The organism is Streptomyces atroolivaceus (genome assembly GCF_000717025.1).
Taxonomy (GTDB): Bacteria; Actinomycetota; Actinomycetes; order Streptomycetales; family Streptomycetaceae; genus Streptomyces; species Streptomyces atroolivaceus.
In genome coordinates this window covers 126398-145420 of record NZ_JNXG01000001.1, presented here as the reverse complement: position 1 = coordinate 145420, position 19023 = coordinate 126398, and the positions used below count along the sequence as shown (strand labels likewise).

At 69.1% G+C, this 19023-nt stretch carries 17 protein-coding genes; 9 read left to right on the top strand and 8 right to left on the bottom strand.

Annotation, left to right across the window (positions count from 1 at the left end):
• The first annotated feature begins 20 nt into the window (after window positions 1–20).
• From sp36 to OO67_RS00615, 4 genes are all read left to right on the top strand, one after another.
• Complete coding sequence (gene sp36 / locus OO67_RS37740; protein ID WP_019992579.1) at window positions 21–179, top strand: Sp36 family protein; 159 nt, start codon at window positions 21–23, stop codon at window positions 177–179.
• Window positions 179–649 carry a RidA family protein gene (locus OO67_RS00625; RefSeq protein ID WP_033296566.1) on the top strand — a complete coding sequence of 157 codons (471 nt, stop codon included), beginning with the start codon at window positions 179–181 and terminating at the stop codon, window positions 647–649. Before sp36 ends, OO67_RS00625 begins: the two co-directional genes overlap by 1 nt.
• A 117-nt stretch (window positions 650–766) precedes the next feature.
• Complete coding sequence (locus tag OO67_RS00620) at window positions 767–1693, top strand: NUDIX hydrolase (protein WP_033296565.1); 927 nt, start codon at window positions 767–769, stop codon at window positions 1691–1693.
• Window positions 1690–2520 (top strand): MBL fold metallo-hydrolase, encoded by an 831-nt coding sequence (locus OO67_RS00615; RefSeq protein ID WP_033296564.1) that lies wholly within the window; start codon window positions 1690–1692, stop codon window positions 2518–2520. Before OO67_RS00620 ends, OO67_RS00615 begins: the two co-directional genes overlap by 4 nt.
• A 77-nt stretch (window positions 2521–2597) precedes the next feature.
• On the opposite strand, the gene OO67_RS00610 is transcribed toward OO67_RS00615, so the two are convergent.
• Entirely contained in the window at window positions 2598–3272 is a 675-nt protein-coding gene (locus OO67_RS00610) for a Crp/Fnr family transcriptional regulator (RefSeq protein WP_014046869.1), read from the bottom strand.
• Window positions 3273–3564: 292 nt separating this feature from the next.
• On the opposite strand from OO67_RS00610, the gene nth reads away from it, so the two are divergent.
• From nth to OO67_RS00595, 3 genes are all read left to right on the top strand, one after another.
• A complete protein-coding gene (gene nth, locus OO67_RS00605; protein WP_244299987.1) occupies window positions 3565–4368 on the top strand; it encodes an endonuclease III in 804 nt (267 codons plus the stop codon).
• 151 nt (window positions 4369–4519) lie between these two features.
• Entirely contained in the window at window positions 4520–5257 is a 738-nt protein-coding gene (locus OO67_RS00600) for an NUDIX hydrolase (RefSeq protein WP_033296562.1), read from the top strand.
• 91 nt (window positions 5258–5348) lie between these two features.
• On the top strand, window positions 5349–6554 hold the full coding sequence (locus OO67_RS00595; RefSeq protein ID WP_033296561.1) for a MarP family serine protease: 1206 nt from the start codon (window positions 5349–5351) through the stop codon (window positions 6552–6554).
• 290 nt (window positions 6555–6844) lie between these two features.
• On the opposite strand, the gene OO67_RS39455 is transcribed toward OO67_RS00595, so the two are convergent.
• From OO67_RS39455 to OO67_RS00570, 6 genes are all read right to left on the bottom strand, one after another.
• Window positions 6845–7048, bottom strand: a complete 204-nt coding sequence (locus tag OO67_RS39455) for a hypothetical protein (RefSeq protein WP_078597516.1) — start codon at window positions 7046–7048, stop codon at window positions 6845–6847.
• A gap of 105 nt (window positions 7049–7153) precedes the next feature.
• The gene (locus OO67_RS00590) at window positions 7154–8128 is read right to left on the bottom strand and encodes an alpha/beta fold hydrolase (protein ID WP_033296560.1); all 975 of its coding nucleotides are present in this window, start codon (window positions 8126–8128) and stop codon (window positions 7154–7156) included.
• Window positions 8125–8655, bottom strand: coding sequence for a phage holin family protein (locus OO67_RS00585; RefSeq protein ID WP_033296559.1), 531 nt, complete (start codon window positions 8653–8655; stop codon window positions 8125–8127). The genes OO67_RS00590 and OO67_RS00585 overlap by 4 nt, the downstream gene beginning before the upstream one ends.
• Window positions 8656–8694: 39 nt before the next feature.
• Window positions 8695–10095, bottom strand: a complete 1401-nt coding sequence (gene nhaA / locus OO67_RS00580; protein WP_033296558.1) for a Na+/H+ antiporter NhaA — start codon at window positions 10093–10095, stop codon at window positions 8695–8697.
• A 382-nt stretch (window positions 10096–10477) separates the two neighbouring features.
• Window positions 10478–12445 carry an acetate--CoA ligase gene (gene acs, locus OO67_RS00575; RefSeq protein WP_033296557.1) on the bottom strand — a complete coding sequence of 656 codons (1968 nt, stop codon included), beginning with the start codon at window positions 12443–12445 and terminating at the stop codon, window positions 10478–10480.
• A gap of 186 nt (window positions 12446–12631) precedes the next feature.
• Window positions 12632–15139, bottom strand: a complete 2508-nt coding sequence (locus OO67_RS00570; protein ID WP_033296556.1) for a SulP family inorganic anion transporter — start codon at window positions 15137–15139, stop codon at window positions 12632–12634.
• A 299-nt stretch (window positions 15140–15438) separates the two neighbouring features.
• Between OO67_RS00570 and OO67_RS00565 the strand changes: the two genes are divergently transcribed.
• Window positions 15439–16770 (top strand): polysaccharide deacetylase family protein, encoded by a 1332-nt coding sequence (locus OO67_RS00565; protein ID WP_033296555.1) that lies wholly within the window; start codon window positions 15439–15441, stop codon window positions 16768–16770.
• A gap of 28 nt (window positions 16771–16798) precedes the next feature.
• On the opposite strand, the gene OO67_RS00560 is transcribed toward OO67_RS00565, so the two are convergent.
• Window positions 16799–17794: an ATP-binding protein gene (locus OO67_RS00560; protein ID WP_033296986.1), complete on the bottom strand. Its 996-nt coding sequence runs from the start codon at window positions 17792–17794 to the stop codon at window positions 16799–16801.
• Window positions 17795–17896: 102 nt separating this feature from the next.
• Between OO67_RS00560 and OO67_RS00555 the strand changes: the two genes are divergently transcribed.
• Entirely contained in the window at window positions 17897–18721 is an 825-nt protein-coding gene (locus OO67_RS00555; RefSeq protein ID WP_033296554.1) for a Fic family protein, read from the top strand.
• Window positions 18722–19023 lie beyond the last annotated feature (302 nt).

Sequence of the window (19023 nt, the reverse complement as noted above, 5' to 3'; positions counted from 1 at the left end):
CCAGGCATTACAGTCGGCTCATGACCAAGTGGGAATACGCGACCGTGCCCCTTCTCGTGCACGCGACCAAGCAGATTCTGGACACCTGGGGCGAGGACGGCTGGGAGCTGGTCCAGGTCGTTCCCGGCCCGAACAACCCCGAGCAGCTCGTGGCCTACCTGAAGCGGGAGAAGCCGTAGTGGCGGGCGCGGTCGAGGCGAAGCTCGCCGAACTCGGCCTGGCGCTCCCGGACGTCGTACCGCCGCTCGCCTCCTACCAGCCGGCCGTGCAGTCCGGGGTGTACGTCTACACCTCCGGCCAGCTCCCGATAGTGGACGGCAAACTCGCGGTGACCGGCAAGGTCGGCGCCGAGGTGACTCCGGACGAGGCCAAGGAGCTGGCGAAGACCTGCGCGCTCAACGCCCTTGCGGCGGTGAAGTCGGTCGCCGGTGACCTGGACCGGATCGCACGGGTCGTGAAGGTCGTGGGCTTCGTCGCCTCGGCCTCCGACTTCACCGGGCAGCCGGGAGTCGTCAACGGCGCGAGCGAGCTGCTGGGCGCGGTCCTGGGCGACAAGGGCGTGCACGCCCGCAGCGCCGTGGGCGTCGCGGTGCTGCCGCTGGACGCACCGGTGGAGGTCGAGGTCCAGGTCGAGCTCGTCGACGCCTGATCCCGCACCTCCACGATCCCGTCCGGTCACGCGACCGGGCGGGATCATGTGTGTAAGGGGCAGACATCGATCCCCGGGGGCCTCGAACATCGGCGCGGTTCCGGATAGCCTCCGGCCATGTCCAACGGTCAGTGGTACCCACCGGAATGGCCCGCCCGGATCCGGGCCCTCGCCAGCGGCGAGCTGACAGCCGTGACTCCCAGGCGCGCGGCCACGGTGATGCTGCTCCGGGACGACACATCGGGGCCGGGCACCACCGGTCCCGCCGTGCACATGCTGCGCCGGCGCACCTCCATGGCCTTCGCCGGCGGTGCGTACGCCTATCCGGGTGGCGGGGTCGATCCGCGCGACGACGACCGCCATGTGGGCTGGGCGGGGCCGTCCCTGGACACCTGGGCCGGCCGTCTGGGCGTCGGTACGGCCGCCGAGGCCCAGGCCGTCGTCTGTGCCGCGGTCCGTGAGACGTACGAGGAAGCGGGCGTCCTGCTGGCCGGACCGACCGCCGACACCGTCGTGAGCGACACCACGGGCGCCGGCTGGGAGACCGACCGTGAGGCCCTCGTCGCCCGCGAGCTGTCCTTCGCCGACTTCCTGGACCGCCGGGGCCTGGTGCTGCGGTCCGACCTGCTGGCGGCGTGGGCGCGCTGGATCACCCCGGCGTTCGAACCGCGACGCTACGACACCTGGTTCTTCGTGGCCGCACTCCCCGAGGGCCAGCGCACCAGGAACGCCTCCACAGAGGCCGACCGGACGGTGTGGATCCGGCCCGGTGACGCAGCCGACGGCTACGACAGGGGCGAACTGCTGATGATGCCGCCCACCGTGGCCACCTTGCGGGCGCTGAGGCCGTACGGGACGGCCGCGGAGGCATTGAAGGCAGCGGATTCCCAGGACCTCGCTCCCGTGCTGGCAGAAGCCCGCATGGAGGGCGACGAACTGGTGCTGAGCTGGCCGGGTCACGACGAGTTCACCAGACACGTCCCGCCGGCCGGCGGATCGGCGTCCCTCCCTTCCGGTGACGGCACGGCCGGGAACCCCTCATGAGCGACGCGGCCGCACTGCCCGGACAGCCTCGCGGCGGGGTCCTCTCCGGGCCCGCCACCACCCGTACGGTCAACGTCCTGGCCCCGAACGCCTCGGCGATGACCCTGGACGGCACGAACACCTGGATCGTCGCGGAACCGGACTCCGCCCTCGCGGTCGTGATCGATCCGGGGCCGCTCGACGACGCACACCTGAGGGCTGTCGTCGACACCGCGGAGAGGGCGGGCAAGCGCGTCGGCCTCACCCTGCTCACGCACGGGCACCCGGACCACGCGGAGGGCGCCGCCCGGTTCGCCGAGCTCACGCGGACGAAGGTGCGCGCCCTGGACGTGGCGTTGCGACTGGGTGACGAAGGGCTCACGGCGGGCGATGTGATCACCACGGGAGGGCTCGAACTCCGGGTCGTCCCCACACCGGGGCACACCGCGGACTCCCTGTCCTTCCATCTGCCCGCCGACCGGGCCGTGCTGACGGGCGACACGATCCTCGGGCGCGGCACCACCGTCGTCGCGCACCCGGACGGCCGGCTGGGCGACTACCTGGACACCCTGCGGCGGCTGCGCTCGCTGACGGTCGACGACGGGGTGCGCACGGTCCTTCCGGGGCACGGGCCGGTGCTGGAGGACGCGCAGGGTGCCGTCGAGTTCTACCTCGCCCACCGCGCGCACCGCCTGGCGCAGGTGGAGACGGCCGTGGAGTCGGGACACCGGACGCCCGCCGAGGTCGTGGCGGCGGTGTACGCGGATGTGGACCGTTCCCTGTGGCCGGCGGCCGAGCTGTCGGTGCGGGCCCAGATGGAGTACCTGACCGAGCACGGACTCATCTGACCCGGGCCGGCCCTGGGACGCACGCGAAAGGCCCCACCGCCGGTGGGGCCTTTTCGGCGAGCGTGCGGGGCAGGGCGTCAGCGGGACCGCTTCGCCAGCCGCTCCACGTCCAGCAGGATCACGGCGCGCGCCTCGAGCCGCAGCCAGCCGCGGCCCGCGAAGTCCGCGAGCGCCTTGTTGACCGTCTCGCGGGAGGCGCCGACCAGCTGGGCCAGCTCTTCCTGCGTCAGGTCGTGCACGACGTGGATGCCCTCCTCGGACTGCACGCCGAAGCGGCGCGACAGATCGAGGAGCGCACGGGCGACGCGTCCCGGTACATCGGAGAAGACCAGGTCGGACATCTGGTCGTTGGTCTTGCGCAGACGGCGGGCGACCGCCCGCAGCAGCGCGGTGGCCACCTCGGGGCGGGCGTTCAGCCAGGGCTGGAGGTCTCCGTGACCGAGGCCGAGGAGCTTGACCTCGGTCAGCGCGGTCGCGGTCGCGGTGCGCGGGCCCGGATCGAAGAGCGACAGCTCCCCGATCAGCTCGCCGGGACCGAGGACGGCCAGCATGTTCTCCCGCCCGTCAGGAGAAGTGCGGTGGAGCTTCACCTTGCCCTCGGTGACCACGTACAGGCGGTCACCGGGGTCACCCTCGTGGAACAGCGCGTCACCGCGCGCGAGGGTCACCTCACTCATCGAGGCGCGGAGCTCCGCGGCCTGCTCGTCATCGAGCGCCGCGAAAAGCGGGGCGCGCCGCAGAACGTCGTCCACGAGTTCTCTCCTTGTCGGCCTGTTCAGGGAAGCGTGGTTTCCATGATGCCGGACGGTAAAACAGTGCGATCGATCACAAACCAGTTTGACGCACGGGCGTGCCGGACCCTACGGCAGGGGGCCGATTGGCCGTGGATGCGCGGTGACCGGGGCGGATGTCAGCCCCTGGCTCTAGGCTGGCCGGGTGTCCGGAACGCCGGTGGGAGTGCAGGCCAAGGGGGCTGATGGGGTGTCGGGAGACAGGAATTCCGCTGTGGGCGAACAGGGTGTACGAAGTAAGAAAAAAGCCGCAATGGGCTCGACGGGAGCGGCGGCGGGAAAGCCCGCGAAACCGGAGTCGCATCTCGCGATGGTCCGCCGTGCCCGCCGGATCAACCGCGAACTCGCCGAGGTCTATCCGTACGCCCATCCCGAGCTGGATTTCCGTAATCCTTTCGAACTCCTGGTCGCCACGGTCCTCTCCGCCCAGACCACCGACCTGAGGGTCAACCAGACGACTCCGGCGCTCTTCGCGGCCTACCCGACGCCTGAGGACATGGCCGCCGCCGTGCCGGAGAGGCTGGAGGAGATCATCCGGCCGACCGGCTTCTTCCGGGCGAAGGCGCGGTCCCTGATCGGTCTGTCGGCCGCGCTGAGGGACGACTTCGACGGGGAGGTTCCCGGTCGGCTGGCAGATCTCGTCAAGCTGCCGGGAGTCGGACGCAAGACCGCCAACGTGGTCCTCGGCAACGCCTTCGGTGTGCCCGGCATCACGGTGGACACTCACTTCGGGCGGCTGGTCCGCCGCTGGAAATGGACCGAGCAGGAGGATCCGGAGAAGGTCGAGGCCGAGGTCGCCGCGATCTTCCCGAAAAGTGAGTGGACGATGCTCTCGCACCGCGTGGTCTTCCACGGCCGTCGCATCTGCCACTCGCGCAAGCCTGCGTGCGGTGCCTGCCCGATCGCTTCCCTCTGTCCCGCGTACGGGGAGGGCGAGACGGATCCCGACAAGGCCCGAAAGCTTCTGAAGTACGAGATGGGCGGCTACCCGGGCCAGCGCCTCAGCCCGCCCCCGGACTATCCGGGCAGCCCCGCGCCCCCACTGGGAGCCGGGTGAGGGGCCGCCCATCCCTGTCCGAGGGCCGAGGGGTGGGCGTCGCCCGGCTCGGCCCCGGGGCCGGGGCCGAGCTCCGGCGTCAGCGGCTCGCGGGGCGGGTACGCGCGGAACGAAATGGCCGACAACAGGCGTTGGAGAGACGGGGGTGCCCATGACGCACGCACAGAGCACACGGACCGCGACCGAAGCGGCCGCCACGGAGACGGGCGCGTCCCGCGACAGCGCACTCACCGTCTCCGCCGAGGGCCTGCCCGCCTGGCTCGAACCCGTGGCCCGTGCGGCGCGGACCGTGGAGGCACAGCAGCTCAGTCGTTTCCTGCCGCCGGAGAGCGGTGCCGGCCGCCAGTCCGCCGTCCTGGTCCTCTTCGGCGAAGGCGAGCGCGGCCCGGAGCTGCTCCTGATGGAGCGTTCCGGCACACTGCGATCCCACGCCGGCCAGCCGTCCTTCCCCGGGGGCTCCCTCGATCCCGAGGACGGCGACCACATGACCACCGGGCCGCTCAGGGCCGCGTTGCGGGAGGCCGAGGAGGAGACCGGACTCGACCCGAGCGGTGTCCAGCTCTTCGGTGTGCTGCCCCGGCTCTACATCCCGGTGAGTGAGTTCGTCGTGACGCCCGTCCTCGGCTGGTGGCGGACACCCAGCCCGGTGGGGGTCGTGGATCCCGCAGAGACCGCCCGGGTCTTCACCGCGCCCGTGGCGGATCTCACGGATCCGGCCAACCGCGCGACAGCCGTCCATCCGAGCGGTCACCGAGGCCCCGCGTTTCTGGTGAAATCCGCGTTGGTCTGGGGATTCACAGCCGGTGTGATCGACAGGATTGTGCACTACGCAGGGTGGGAACGCCCCTGGGACAGGACCAGGCAGGTGCCGCTCGACTGGCGCGCATGACAGGCTGACTCCCGTGCTGCGCTGTTCCGGGCCTGGCCCGGACCCCGTCGAACCGGACGGGCCAGGTGACGAATCTGCGAGGCTATAGACGGTGAACGTGCTGGACATCCTGCTGCTTGTCGGCGCCGTGTGGTTCGCGGTCATCGGCTACCGCCAGGGTTTCGTCGTCGGCATCCTGTCCGTGATCGGCTTTCTGGGCGGCGGGCTCGTGGCCGTCTACCTGCTGCCGGTCATCTGGGACCGGGTGACCGACGGGTCGGAGGTCTCCTCCACCGCCGCCATCGTCGCGGTGGTGATCGTGATCGTGTGCGCCTCGGTGGGCCAGGCGTTCACCACCCACCTCGGCAACAGACTCCGCCGCTACATCACGTGGTCGCCGGCGCGCGCCCTGGACGCCACAGGCGGATCCCTGGTCAACGTGGTGGCCATGCTCCTGGTGGCCTGGCTGATCGGCTCCGCGCTGGCCGGTACGTCACTGCCGACGCTGGGCAAGGAGGTCCGCAGTTCCTCGGTCCTGCTCGGGGTGTCCCGGGTGATGCCCGATCAGGCCTCCAACTGGTTCACGGACTTCTCCTCCGTCCTCGCCCAGAACGGCTTCCCGCAGGTCTTCAGCCCCTTCGCCAACGAGCCCATCACCGAGGTCGAGGCCCCGGACCCCGCGCTGGCCGGAAGCCCTGTCGCAGCCCGTGCCAAGAAGTCCATCGTCAAGGTCGTCGGTATGGCGCCGGCCTGCGGCAAGGTCCTCGAAGGGACCGGATTCGTCTTCTCCGACCGCCGCGTGATGACCAACGCCCACGTGGTCGGCGGTGTCGACGAACCCACCGTCCAGATCGGAGGCGAGGGCCGGCTGTACGACGCCAAGGTCGTCCTCTACGACTGGCAGCGGGACATCGCCGTACTGGACGTCCCGGACCTGGAAGCCGAACCGCTGCGCTTCACGGACAGCGACAAGGACGCGGGGAGCGGTGACAGCGCCATCGTGGCCGGCTTCCCGGAGAACGGCGCGTACGACGTGCGCTCCGCCCGCATCCGGGGCCGCATCGACGCCAACGGCCCGGACATCTACCACCGGGGCACCGTGCGGCGCGACGTGTACTCGCTGTTCGCGACCGTACGCCAGGGCAACTCCGGCGGCCCACTGCTCACACCCGACGGCAAGGTGTACGGGGTGGTGTTCGCCAAGTCGCTCGACGACCCGGACACGGGTTACGCGCTGACGGCGGACGAGATCCGCGAGGACATCGAGCTCGGCAAGTCCACGGCCCAGCAGGTCGACAGCCAGGGCTGCGCGCTCTGAGGTCATGCGTCCGGCCCGGGCCGTGACGCAGCCGCACGGCCGTCTCCTCGGGCCCTCGTACGGCACGGGCCCGAGGAGACGGCCGTTATGGTTCCGGGCCGGGACAGACCTACGGCCCGGTTGGGATCCGCTGCACGGCTCGGCACGGGAAACACGTCCGCGGGTGTGGCCGTCCGGCGGAGACCGGGAGGCCCGTACCCCGACTGCTGCTGTGCGGGTGCCACGCAGGTCCCTGAGGCCTCAGCGGTCTCGGGGACGGCTGCGTGGAGTGTTGTCCGACGGTCGGTGGGTCATCCACGGGGATGGCGCAGGCGCGCCGAGACCCAGCGGGCCCGGCGGTGGAGAATGCGCGGGATACCCAGCCGGAGATCATGGAAATCGCTCACATCGTGCACCCGGCTCAGGGAGCCGCCCCCCTCATGAACGCTCGGACCAGCAGGAGCGGTCGAGCGGCGGTTGCGTGCTGCGTCGTTGAAGTCGCGCGTCCAGCCCATACCTCGACGTCTGCCCGTGACCCAAGGTCGGTAATCGTGTGCGAGTCAGCCAATTGGCTTATGCGGCAGGCAATTGGCTGTTCGTCGGACACCTGTGCGGCTCGGCTAACGGTCGGGCTCGGGATCCTTGAGCCAGTTGATGAGTTCGGTCGAGAAGCCGACCGGATCCTCCTCGTGGGGGAAGTGCCCCAGACCGTCGAAAAGTCGCCACCGGTAGGGCGCCTCGACGTACTCGCCGGACCCCGCGGAACTGCGGGTCCGGATCGCCGGGTCGAGCGATCCGTGCAGGTGCAGGGTCGGCACACGTACCGGGCGCTTCATGCGCCGGTTGAACTGGACACCGTCGGGACGCGCCAGGGAGCGCACCATCCAGCGGTACGGCTCGATCGAGCAGTGTGCCGTCGACGGGACACACATCGCACGCCGGTAGACGTCCGTCGTCTCGTCGTCCGGGAAGTCTGGGGTGCGCGGCCCCGACCAGTCGCGGATGAGGCGTGCCACCAGAGCCGCGTCATCCGCGACGAGCTGACGCTCCGGAACCCACGGGCGCTGGAAGCCCCATACGTGCGAACCCGCCCTGGACTGCGCGAAGTCGGAGAGCATGGAGGAACGCCAGCGACGCGGATGCGGCATCGAGGACACCACGAGCCGCCGTACCAGCTTCGGCCGCATCACGGCCGCGGTCCAGGCGAGATAACCGCCCATGTCATGGCCCACGAGCGCCGCGTCCGGCTCGCCGAGCGAGCGGATCACGCCTGTGACGTCGAGCGCCAGGTTCGCGGGGTCGTACCCCCGGGGCGTACGGTCGCTGCCGCCCACCCCGCGGAGGTCCATCGCCACCGCGCGGTACCCGGCATCGGCCAGGGCGGTCATCTGGTGGCGCCAGGTCCACCAGAACTGCGGAAAACCGTGCAGCAACAGCACCAGCGGACCATCACCGAGCTCGGCGATGTGGAAGCGCGCGCCGTTGGCCGCGACGTCACGGTGGGTCCACGGCCCCTCGATGCGGACGGGGCTGCCGGAACCGGCAGCCGGTCCCAGCGGCCCCACGGGGCCGGATGCGAAATCGGGGTCGGTCATGTGGACGAGCGTGTCACAGGGAGCGCCTTGTCCTGAACAGGACGGTTCTCGATTGCCTTGTCCGCGAGCGTGCTGCCCTGCGCCTGCTCGATGGCACGCGCGCTGACGGTGGGCCGGGGGTGCGGCTTGACGCCCTGCAGGACCGCTGCGGTCTGCTTGGCCGAAGCGATGGACTTCTCCGGGGGCTTGACCTTCTTGAACTTGGCGAGCCCGAAGAGGGCGAGCAGGATTCCCAGAAGGATGAACGCACCGCCGACGATCAGGAAGGACCAGGCGAGGCCCAGGCCCAGGTTGTGAATGCCGTAGGCCGCGGCGAAACTCAGCACGGGGATCGCGAACAGGATCAGCACACCCGTGACGATGAACGCCACGCTGCCGATCACGCCGCGTTTGACGTCCTGACGCACCTCGGCCTTGGCCAGGGCGATCTCGTCGTGCACCAGCGCGGACATCTCAGCGGTCGCCGAAGCGAACAGCTGTCCGAGACTACGGTCGGTACTGCCCGCGTAGTTGCCGGGGTCGCTCATCCCTGACTCCCTCTCCTCTTCCGTACATCCGATGTCAGATCATGCCGGACTGTCCGGCTTGCTGCTCGCTGCCCCCGCCCGTTCGGCAAGGCGGCGGTGCTCGGCAGCCTTCCTCTCGTGTATCGCGGCCATGCGCAGGTGGTACTCCGGGTCGTCCTGCTCGTAGACGTCGGGCACCCCCGATGCGTCCGCGTCGAGTTCCTCGGCCTCGTACAGCGTCCTGTATCTGCGTACCCGTAGTTTCAGCAGTACACCGGAGAGTACGGCGGCGATGAGGGAACCGATGAGGACCGCCGCCTTGACGTCGTTCATCATGTCGTCGTCGCCGGTGAAGGCGAGCTCCCCGATGAGCAGCGAAACGGTGAAACCGATACCGGCCAGCGTGGCCACGGCGAAGACATCGGCCCAGGCCAGGTCCTTGTTCAGTTCGGCCTTGGTGAACCGGGCCACGAGCCAGGTGCCGCCGAAGATGCCGACGGTCTTGCCGACGACCAGACCGAGCACCACCCCGAGCGTTTCGGGCCGGGTGAAGACGCCGGCCAGGGCATCGCCCTTCAGAGTGACGCCGGCCGAGAAGAGGGCGAACAACGGAACCGCGAAACCGGCCGAGAGAGGGCGCACCAGGTGCTCGATGTGTTCGCCCGGGGAATGCGTCTCTCCTTCACGCTTGGTGCAGCGCAGCATGAGACCCATGGCGACGCCCGCGATCGTCGCGTGGACACCGCTGTTGTACATCAGTCCCCAGATGACCAGGGCGAGCGGCAGGTAGATGTACCACCCCCGCACTCCGGCGCGCAGCAGCGCGTAGAACACGGCCAGCCCGGCGAAGGCACCGCCGAGCGCCAGGAAGTCGATGCTCTCGGTGAAGAAGACGGCGATGATGAGGATGGCGAAGAGGTCGTCCACGACGGCGAGCGTCAGAAGGAAGGCGCGTAGCGCCGCCGGCAGCGAGGTGCCGATGACCGCGAGGATGGCGAGCGCGAACGCGATGTCGGTAGCGGTGGGCACGGCCCAGCCGGAGAGCGACCCTCCACCCATTACAGCGGTCAGTGTGTAGACGACCGCGGGCACGGCCATGCCGCAGAGCGCTGCGGCGACGGGCAGAGCTGCGGCCCGGGGGTCACGGAGTTCGCCTGCGACCAGCTCACGCTTGAGTTCTACTCCCGCGACGAAGAAGAAGACGGCGAGCAGCCCGTCGGCCGCCCAGTGGGACACCGAGAGGTTCAGCCCCAGGGCTTCGGGGCCGAGGTGGAAACCGCTGACAGACGTGTAGGAGGAGCCGAAGGTGTTCGCCCAGATCAGCGCGGCAACGGCCGCGACCAGCAGGATGACCCCGCCGACCGTCTCGGTGCGCAGGGCCTCGGCGACGTAGTTGCGTTCAGGGAGGGGGAGGCGGCCGAGCAGAGTGCGGCGGCCGGACGGGGGGGCGGGCGGGGCCACGAGGGAGACCTCCGGGTCGGGTTACGGCAGTGATGGCATGGCGGATACACATGCCGACCAGACTTCCCGGCGCCCCTGTGGAGTTCTTCTGTGCGGTTTTGGTTTCTGCGCTCACGTCTCGGCGGATACGGGATCGTGCTGACGCACCGCGCCGAACTCCGCCGAACAGCTCACCACTCTACCTGGGGTACCGGAACCGTAACCGGATCCGGTGTCCGCCGCCCGACGGTGTAGGCAGGGGCCGTCCCGGCGCCACCCGATGGCGGAGGCCGCTACCGTCCCTACTCCGTCCGCCTGCTGCCTAGGGGCACCCGGGTTGCTTCCGGGTGCCCCCTCGCAGGCGACGGCGCAGGGAGGCCGTCCTGGTTCTCTCCGTTCCGTCTCAGTCCTCGGAAGACGCGGAGGGCAGCTGGGTCTGGATGAGTGCCATGACCGAGCTGTCGGTGAGCGTGGTGACGTCGCCCAGTTCGCGGTTCTCGGCTACGTCGCGCAGCAGCCGGCGCATGATCTTGCCGGATCGGGTCTTGGGCAGCTCTGCCACCGGCAGGACCCGCTTGGGCTTGGCGATCGGCCCGAGGGTGGTGCCGACGTGGTTGCGCAGCTCGGCGACCAGTTCCTCGGAGGCGGTGGCGGTGCCGCGCAGGATCACGAAGGCGACGATGGCCTGTCCGGTCGTCTCGTCGTTGGCGCCCACCACGGCTGCCTCGGCGACCGAGGGGTGCGACACGAGAGCGGACTCGACCTCGGTGGTCGAGATGTTGTGCCCGGAAACGAGCATGACGTCGTCGACCCGGCCCAGCAGCCAGACGTCGCCGTCCTCGTCCTTCTTGGCACCGTCACCGGCGAAGTACTTGCCCTCGAAGCGTGACCAGTAGGTGTCGAGGAAGCGCTGGTCGTCGCCCCAGATGGTGCGCAGCATCGACGGCCACGGCTCGGTCAGGACGAGGTAGCCGCCCCCGCCGTTCGGCACCTCGTTCGCCTCGTCGTCGACGACCGTGGCGGAAATGCCGGGCAGAGCCCGCTGGGCGGAGCCGGGCTTGGTCGCGGTGACCCCGGGAAGCGGCGAGATCATCATGGCGCCGGTCTCGGTCTGCCACCAGGTGTCCACGATCGGGCACCTGTCGGCGCCGATGTGCTTGCGGTACCACATCCAGGCCTCGGGGTTGATCGGCTCACCCACCGACCCCAGGACACGCAGCGACGACAGATCGAACTTGGCGGGGATCTCATCACCCCACTTCATGAACGTACGGATCGCGGTAGGCGCGGTGTAGAGGATCGTCACTCCGTACTTCTGCACGATCTCCCAGAAGCGCCCCTGATGGGGAGTGTCGGGCGTGCCCTCGTACATCACCTGCGTCGCACCGTTGGCCAGCGGGCCGTAGACGATGTACGAATGCCCGGTCACCCAGCCGATGTCGGCCGTGCACCAGTACACATCCGAATCGGGCTTCAGGTCGAACACCGCGTGATGGGTGTACGCCGCCTGCGTCAGATAACCCCCGGAGGTGTGCAGGATCCCCTTCGGCTTACCCGTCGTCCCCGACGTGTACAGAATGAACAGCGGCTGCTCCGCGTCGAACGCCTCGGGCGTGTGCTCGGCCGACTGCCGTCCGGTGATCTCGTGCCACCACACATCCCGCCCCTCCGACCACGCGGTGTCCTGCCCGGTCCGCCGCACCACGAGAACGTGCTCGACGCTCTCGATACGCGAGACCGCGTCGTCCACAGCGGGCTTGAGCGCCGACGGCTTGCCACGCCGGTAACCACCGTCAGCAGTGATCACGACCTTGGCGTCCGCGTCCTGGATACGGGCGGCGATGGCATCCGCGGAGAAGCCCCCGAACACCACCGAATGCGTTGCGCCGATGCGGGCGCAGGCCAGCATCGCGACGGCGGCCTCGGGGATCATCGGCAGGTAGACCGCGACCCGGTCCCCCTTGCCGACGCCCAGCTCGGTCAGGGCGTTGGCCGCGCGGGAGACCTCGTCCTTCAGCTCCGCGTAGGTGATCGCGCGGCTGTCGCCGGGCTCACCCTCGAAATGGATCGCGACCCGGTCGCCGTTGCCCGCCTCGACATGACGGTCCACGCAGTTGTACGCGACGTTGAGCTTGCCGTCCGCGAACCACTTCGCGAAGGGCGGGTTGCTCCAGTCGAGCGTCTCGGTCGGCTCCGTGGCCCAGGTCAGGCGGCGGGCCTGCTCGGCCCAGAAGCCCAGCCTGTCCGCCTCGGCCTGCTCGTACGCCTCCACCGTGACGTTGGCGTTCGCAGCCAGATCGGCAGGCGGTGCGAACCGCCGCTCCTCCTTGAGCAGATTGGCCAGACTTTCGTTGCTCACGACATCTCCCATTCCCAGGGTGTCCGTTGTGTCCCGGGGGACAGCTCATCAGGCCGCGGGCCAGGTGACAAGTGTCTGCCGGAAATTGGTTTAGACCTGTGTCCCGCGGTGGTGGGGCACCTGCCCCGCTTTCGCATGCAGTCGTGTGCGGTGCGAAAGCGGGACCACAAGGTCTCACGGACCAGGAATGTGAGTGGTTCAGGCGTCGACCGTCGTTGCGGAGGCGGAGTGCAGTTCTTCGTCCTCGGGCTCGGTGCCCCATGCCGCGCCGGGGGCGACCCGCACGAAGACCTCGTCGGGCCCGGTGCCGGAACTGGCGCCCTCCGTCAGCAGGTATGCCTGTGCCTCACCTACATGGAAGTACATGCCGTGCAGCTGCAGGGTGCCTGCCGCCAGCCGGCGGGCCACCGATTCGTGCGCCCGCAGGTGCTCCAACTGCTGGACCACATTGGTCAGACAGAGCTGCTCGACCGCGTCGGTTGGCAGCCGGCCGGCGATACGCGCCCAGGAGTGGTGACGGGAGCGCATACGCTCCAGACTCGGCAGCCCGTACTGCAACCAGCGCCACAGAGGGGTGCTGGGCGTCTCGGGTGCGGCCCCCAACAGTGCCTGCATGGCGCCGCAGCCGGAGTGGCCGCAAATGGTGATGGACTCGACCTGCAGCACATCCACGGCGTACTCGATGGCGGCAGCAACGGAATCGTCGTTGCCCGCCGTGTCTCCCGTGCCCGGCGGCGGCACCAGATTGCCCACGTTCCGCACAGTGAAGAGGTCGCCCGGGCCGCTTGCGGTGATCATGCTGGTGACCAGTCGGGAGTCGGCACAGGTCAGGAAGAGCTGTGACGGCCTCTGTCCCTCGGCTGCCAGCCGGGCCAGCTCCTCACGGACCAGTGGAGCGGTGGTGCGCTGGAAGGAGCTGAGGCCGCTGAGAAGCCGGTGGGCGCCGTGCCGGTGGTCGGAAGGGCTTCTCGGAGCCGCAGCATGGGCCGCCTTCGCGACGACGTGCCCGGCGGGGGGAGAGGTGGGCGATGAGACTTCCTCAGGGCGGTCGTGGCAGTGATGGTTGCGCCACGGCGTCCAAGGGCGGCAGCAGGAATGGGCGGCCGACGCAGGCTCGGCGATCCGGCCACCGGAACGCCCGGTGAACTCGATCCTGCCTCCCAGCGCGGTCTGCGCCGTGTACCAGTCCTGGATCGTCTCGTATGCCGCGTGATCCATGAAGGAGCCGTCCAACTCGACCACGGCGTGTACCCCTTGCGGCAGTCTGCCGAGCAAGCGGCTGAGGCGGGGGACGGCCAGGAAAGTCAGCTGACCGCGAGCAGTCACCAGATGGCGGCCGTCCTCCTCCGTCACGGTGATGCGCGTGCGTGCCAGCCGGTGCAGGGCGACGGCCACCGCCATGACAATGCCGATCGCGACACCCTCGAGCACCCCGACGAGAATCACGCCGCTGATCGTGGCGCCGTACACCAGGAACTCCCGGTGTCTGTGGACCTTGCGGATGCGCGCGAAGCTGACCATCTGGATGCCGACCACCATCACCAGGGCGGCGAGCGCCGCCAGTGGGATCAGCTCGAGGGCGGTGACCAGGAGCAGGGTCGCCAGCAGGACCCAGACGCCATGGAGGACGGTGGAGGCGCGGCTCTCCGCACCCGCCCGCACATTCGCGGAGCTGCGCACGGCGCCGCCGGAGACGGGAAGCCCTCCGGCCAGTCCCGACACCGCGTTGGCCACACCCTGGGCCCGTAGCTCCCGGTCGAGGTCGGATCGCTTGACGGGCGCGGGTGGCGTCGGCCCGCCCTCGAGGGTGGCTGTGGAGCGGTCCGCGGCCAGCTTGTCCACGGAAACCGCGGCGAGCAGGGATTCCAGACTGGCTACGAGCATGACCGTGAACACTGCCGTTGCCAGCGCGGCCACCGGGCCCTGCGGCAGTTCGGGGAGGGCGTGCGAGCGCCACGACGGAAGGTCCACCCGGGCGATTCCGGGGGTGGCCATGGTGGCCACAGCCGTCGCGATGACCACTGCGGCGAGTGCGGCAGGAATTCTTCCCAGCGCCGCACCGAGCCGCCCGGGCAGGCGTGGCCACACGACGAGAAGGAGGATGGTCAGGACTCCGATGAGGGGTGCGGCCGCCTCGAACTGCGTCAAGCGGGAAGGCAGCGACAAGACGTTGTCGAGAGCTGAGCTCCGAGGTGCCCCGCCGAGCACGATGTGCAGCTGGGCGAGAGCGATGGCCACCCCGATCCCGGCAAGCGTGCCGTGCACGATGGCCGGGCTCACGGCCAGCGCGCTGCGGGCTGCTCTCAGCGAGCCCAGCACGATTTGCAAGAGCCCCGCGCCGATGGTGATCGCGCACGTGGTGCGCCAGCCGTAGATCTGGATCAACTCGGCTGTGACTACGGTCAGTCCGGCGGAGGGCCCGCTGACCTGGAGGGGTGTTCCGCCCAGCAGCCCGGCGACGATGCCGCCGATCGCTGCCGAGACCAGGCCGGCGGCGAGGGGGGCGTCCATGGCGACGGCGAGCCCGAGCGACATGGGCACGGCGATCAGGAAGACGGTGATCGATGCGGACACATCCGCGCCCGAGAGGCGGAAGCGGCCGCCGCGTGGTGGTGGCGGGCTGTGGGGGCGCTTGGCTCCCGAGGCGCGGGAAGGGCGCGAACTGCGGGATGAGTGGTCGTTGCGGGCAGGGACGCAGGCAGACATGTTCCCGTCTCCTCCGGGGCAGCGCGGTCGCGGTATGTGAGTGACGGCGGCCGTGGGTCACGGCGTGCAGCGGTGGGGTACAGCGGCGGGATTTCTCAACTCTCCGTAAATGAATCGTAATGGAGAGTAAAGAAAGGTGTCCACGTTTTCGAGCAATTAGCCCAACAGCTCACCCTTTCAAGTGAATAAGCATCTTTTCATCCGGCTTGTCGTACTGATTCCTTTGGGTCTGTGTGTGAGGTTGACCGCGCCGTGTCAGCACTTCAACGCACGAATCCTGCAAGGAAGAGGGTGGACGGATGATGGCCGCCACGAAGCGGATCGCCCTGGGGGCCGTGGTCACCGCGCTGATCGCCGGCCTGGCCGGTTGCTCGGGTCTCGGTACGGGGGGTGCCGGCTCAGCGCCCGGAGCCGGGAAGGAATCGGCCCCGGGCGCGGAGGGGAACTCCCCGGCGGCGGCACCGAAGGGGGCGGTCAACCTCATCGGCGACGGTTCCACCGCCTTCACGGGCGCGCAGCCGGAACTCCCCCGGGCCAAGCGCCTCAAGCCAGGGCAGAAGCCTCCGCAGTTCGTCGTGTTCTCGTGGGACGGCGCCGGTGAGGACAGTCAGAAGCTGTTCTCGCATTTCCGGGCGGTCGCGAAGAAGTACGACGCCAAGATGACGTACTTCCTCAGCGGCGTGTACCTCTTGCCGGAGGAGAAGAAGGAGCTCTACAACCCGCCTCAGCATGCGGCGGGCCGATCCGACATCGGGTTCAACGACACCGAGGGAATCCGCCAGACGCTGGCGGAGCTGCGTGCCGCGTGGCTGGACGGCAATGAGATCGGTACCCACTTCAACGGGCACTTCTGTGGGCCGGACGGCGGCGTCGGCACGTGGTCGGTCGAGGAGTGGAAGAGCGAGATCAGCCAGGCGAAGGCGTTCGTGAAGAGCTGGAAGACCAACACCCCGGCTCTCAAGGGCGAAGGCCCGCTGCCCTTCGACTACGACAAGGAACTGATCGGCGCTCGCACCCCGTGCCTGGAGGGACAGAAGAACATGGTCGCGGCTGCGCGGACCATGGGATTCCGCTACGACTCCAGTGGCGTCGGCAACCAGGTCTGGCCTACGAAGAAGGATGGGATCTGGGATCTTCCCCTGCAGCTTGTCCCTGTGCCGGGCCGGGCGTTCGAGACGCTCTCGATGGACTACAACTTCATGTTCAACCAGTCCGGCACGACGCAGGGTGACCCCGACAAGCACGAGTACTGGGGCAATCAGATGAGGGACGGCCTGCTCCAGGCGTTCGACCGCGCCTACAGCGGGAACCGGGCTCCGCTGATCATCGGCAACCATTTCGAAAGCTGGAACGGTGGCACCTACATGCGTGCGATCGAGGAGACGATCAAGACGGTGTGCACCAAGCGGGATGTCCAGTGCGTCTCGTTCCGTCAACTCGCCGACTGGCTGGATGCGCAGGACCCGGCGACCCTCGCCAGACTCGGGACACTGAAGGTGGGCCAGAAGCCCAAGCCGGGCTGGACGGCATTCCTGGCGGGTACGGCTCCCGGTAAAGCCGCAGTCGGTCCCGTACCTGCCAGGCCGGCAGACCAGCCGGCAGGCAAGGGACCCGACGGGAGCGGGGACTAGGAGCATCCCTGGCGCCGTTCCATTCGGCTCAGGCCGGCTGGCGGGCGCCCGATTCCGCGTGGTGCTCATGCAGGACGAAGGCGGGGTCGACCTGGGCAGCCAGGTCGGCGCCCGTCTTCTCGTTGCCCCAGCTCTCCGCGTTCTTCAGGTGAAAGTGCACCATCTGACGTGTGTAACGCTCCCAGTCGCGTAGCTCGTAGGAGTCCTCGGCGGCGTTCTGCAGGGCCTGCAGCGCCATCCGGTTGTCTGCTTCCAGCAGTTCGAACGGGGCCGGCCTGCCCTTCTCCATCGTGCGGACCCAGTCCGACCGGCCTACCCCGACCAGCAGGTCGTCGCCGACCTCGGCGCGCAGGAAGTCGAGGTCGTCCTCGCCCTGCACCTTGTTGCCCACCACCTTCAGCGCGACACCGAAGTCCCGCGCGTACTCCTTGTACTGGCGGTAGACCGAGACGCCCTTCCGGGTCGGTTCGGCGACCAGGAACGTCATGTCGAAGCGGGTGAACATCCCGGACGCGAACGAATCCGACCCCGCAGTCATGTCGACCACCACATACTCGTCGGGGCCGTCGACCAGGTGGTTGAGGCAGAGTTCGACGGCCCCGACCTTGGAGTGGTAGCAGGCGACACCGAGATCGGACTCGGTGAAGGGACCGGTGGCCATCAGGCGGATCTCGCCGTCGTCGAGACGCACCGTCCGGGCGCACGCGTCATAAACCGGGTTGTCCTCGCGGACACGCAGGAGCCGTGACCCCTTCCCGGGTGGCGTGGTCTTGATCATCGTTGCTGCGGATGTGATGCGGGGGTTGTCCCCGCGGAGGTATTCCTTGATGAGGGGCAGCTGGGAGCCCATGGCGGGCAGAGCGGCGGCCTCGTCCTCGTCCAGGCCGAGGGCGGCCGCGAGGTGCTGGTTGATGTCGGCGTCCACCGCGACGACAGGGGCTTCGTTGGCGGCGAGGTGACGGATGAAGAGCGAAGACAGCGTGGTCTTGCCGCTGCCGCCCTTCCCTACGAAAGCGATCTTCATGTTCACCTAGGGTAGCGGTGTCATCGCTCAGCGCTGTCATGCTTCGTGAAGAAGGCCACTCCTGGGAGGTATCCGCACCGGGGGCGCGTAGCCTCGCTACTTATGAGTACGTCTTCCTCGGACCCGCTTGCCGCCCTGGGTGACCTGCCAGGGGTCGCCGATGCGGTGGACTCCGTGCGCAAAGCTGTGGACAGGGTCTACGGGCACCGGGTCATGCGGCGCCGCAGCAACGAGGTCACCGCGGAGGCGGCGCTGCGAGGCGCACGCGGTTCGGCGGCGCTCTCGGGTGCCGACTGGAACCTCGAGGAGGTGCGTCGGCGCACTGATTTCAGCGGTGAGGGCGAATCCCGTGCCATCGGCGCCGCTCTGAGGCTCACGGCGGAAGCGGGTCAACTGCTCTCCATCTGGCGGCAGTCGCCGCTGCGGGTCCTGGCCCGGCTGCATCTGGTGGCGGCAGGCGGCGCCTCTCCCGACGATGCGGTCGGCAGGCCCCGACTGGCGGGCGAGCCGGTCGACGAGCCGTTGATCGAGGCGCCAGTCCCAGGGGCGGACGAGGTGGCCGGGCGGTTGGAGGGGTTGTCGCAGCTGATCATCGCCGGCGGCTCGGCGCCCGCGCTGGTGACGTCCTCGGTGGTGCACGGTGAACTGCTGGCGCTGCGCCCGTTCGGTTCGCACAACGGTTTGGTCGCCCGGACCGCAGAGCGGATCGTGCTGATCGGCAGCGGACTCGATCCGAAATCCATCTGCCCGGCGGAAGTCGGGCATGCGGAACAGGGGCGAGCGGCCTATGTGGCCGCGTTCGACGGATACCTGTCGGGGACGCCCGAGGGGATGGCCGCATGGATCACCCACTGCGGGCGCTCGGTGCAGTTGGGAGTCAGGGAGTCCACGGCGGTGTGCGAGGCGCTCCAGCGTGGGGCCGCCTAGGCGCAGTCTGTCGGAGGCTGCGAGGCCTCCGGGGTCGGGCGGTGGTGACGTGCCGAGGGTGCACGCGGGCTGTGGGCGGTCCCGGGAAAGGGTGCGGCGGTACCGGTTCCGGTACCGCCGCTGGCACGTCGGTCCAGTTACCAAGCGTCCTCGGTATATGCCCATCAGGTCGGGTTCTTTGCCCGTTCCCTGGTGCGGCTGGCCCGTAATCGACGGGTCGACGTCGCGTGGGTACTCGGCCTTCGTGCTCGGTCCGTGGGGCCTTCTGTGCGTGAAAGGTGATCCTCTCGGATGGCCTTGGT

Bases quoted from the DNA above. Each gene is read 5' to 3' on its own strand.
- OO67_RS00565 (WP_033296555.1), top strand. From the start codon at position 15,439: ATGATGGCCGCCACGAAGCGGATCGCCCTGGGGGCCGTGGTCACCGCG.
- nth (WP_244299987.1), top strand. From the start codon at position 3,565: ATGGGCTCGACGGGAGCGGCGGCGGGAAAGCCCGCGAAACCGGAGTCG.
- OO67_RS00615 (WP_033296564.1), top strand. From the start codon at position 1,690: ATGAGCGACGCGGCCGCACTGCCCGGACAGCCTCGCGGCGGGGTCCTC.
- OO67_RS00585 (WP_033296559.1), bottom strand. From the start codon at position 8,655: ATGAGCGACCCCGGCAACTACGCGGGCAGTACCGACCGTAGTCTCGGA.
- OO67_RS00590 (WP_033296560.1), bottom strand. From the start codon at position 8,128: ATGACCGACCCCGATTTCGCATCCGGCCCCGTGGGGCCGCTGGGACCG.
- OO67_RS00570 (WP_033296556.1), bottom strand. From the start codon at position 15,139: ATGTCTGCCTGCGTCCCTGCCCGCAACGACCACTCATCCCGCAGTTCG.
- OO67_RS00620 (WP_033296565.1), top strand. From the start codon at position 767: ATGTCCAACGGTCAGTGGTACCCACCGGAATGGCCCGCCCGGATCCGG.
- OO67_RS00600 (WP_033296562.1), top strand. From the start codon at position 4,520: ATGACGCACGCACAGAGCACACGGACCGCGACCGAAGCGGCCGCCACG.
- OO67_RS39455 (WP_078597516.1), bottom strand. From the start codon at position 7,048: ATGGGCTGGACGCGCGACTTCAACGACGCAGCACGCAACCGCCGCTCG.
- acs (WP_033296557.1), bottom strand. From the start codon at position 12,445: ATGGGAGATGTCGTGAGCAACGAAAGTCTGGCCAATCTGCTCAAGGAG.
- sp36 (WP_019992579.1), top strand. From the start codon at position 21: ATGACCAAGTGGGAATACGCGACCGTGCCCCTTCTCGTGCACGCGACC.
- OO67_RS00555 (WP_033296554.1), top strand. From the start codon at position 17,897: ATGAGTACGTCTTCCTCGGACCCGCTTGCCGCCCTGGGTGACCTGCCA.
- OO67_RS00560 (WP_033296986.1), bottom strand. From the start codon at position 17,794: ATGAAGATCGCTTTCGTAGGGAAGGGCGGCAGCGGCAAGACCACGCTG.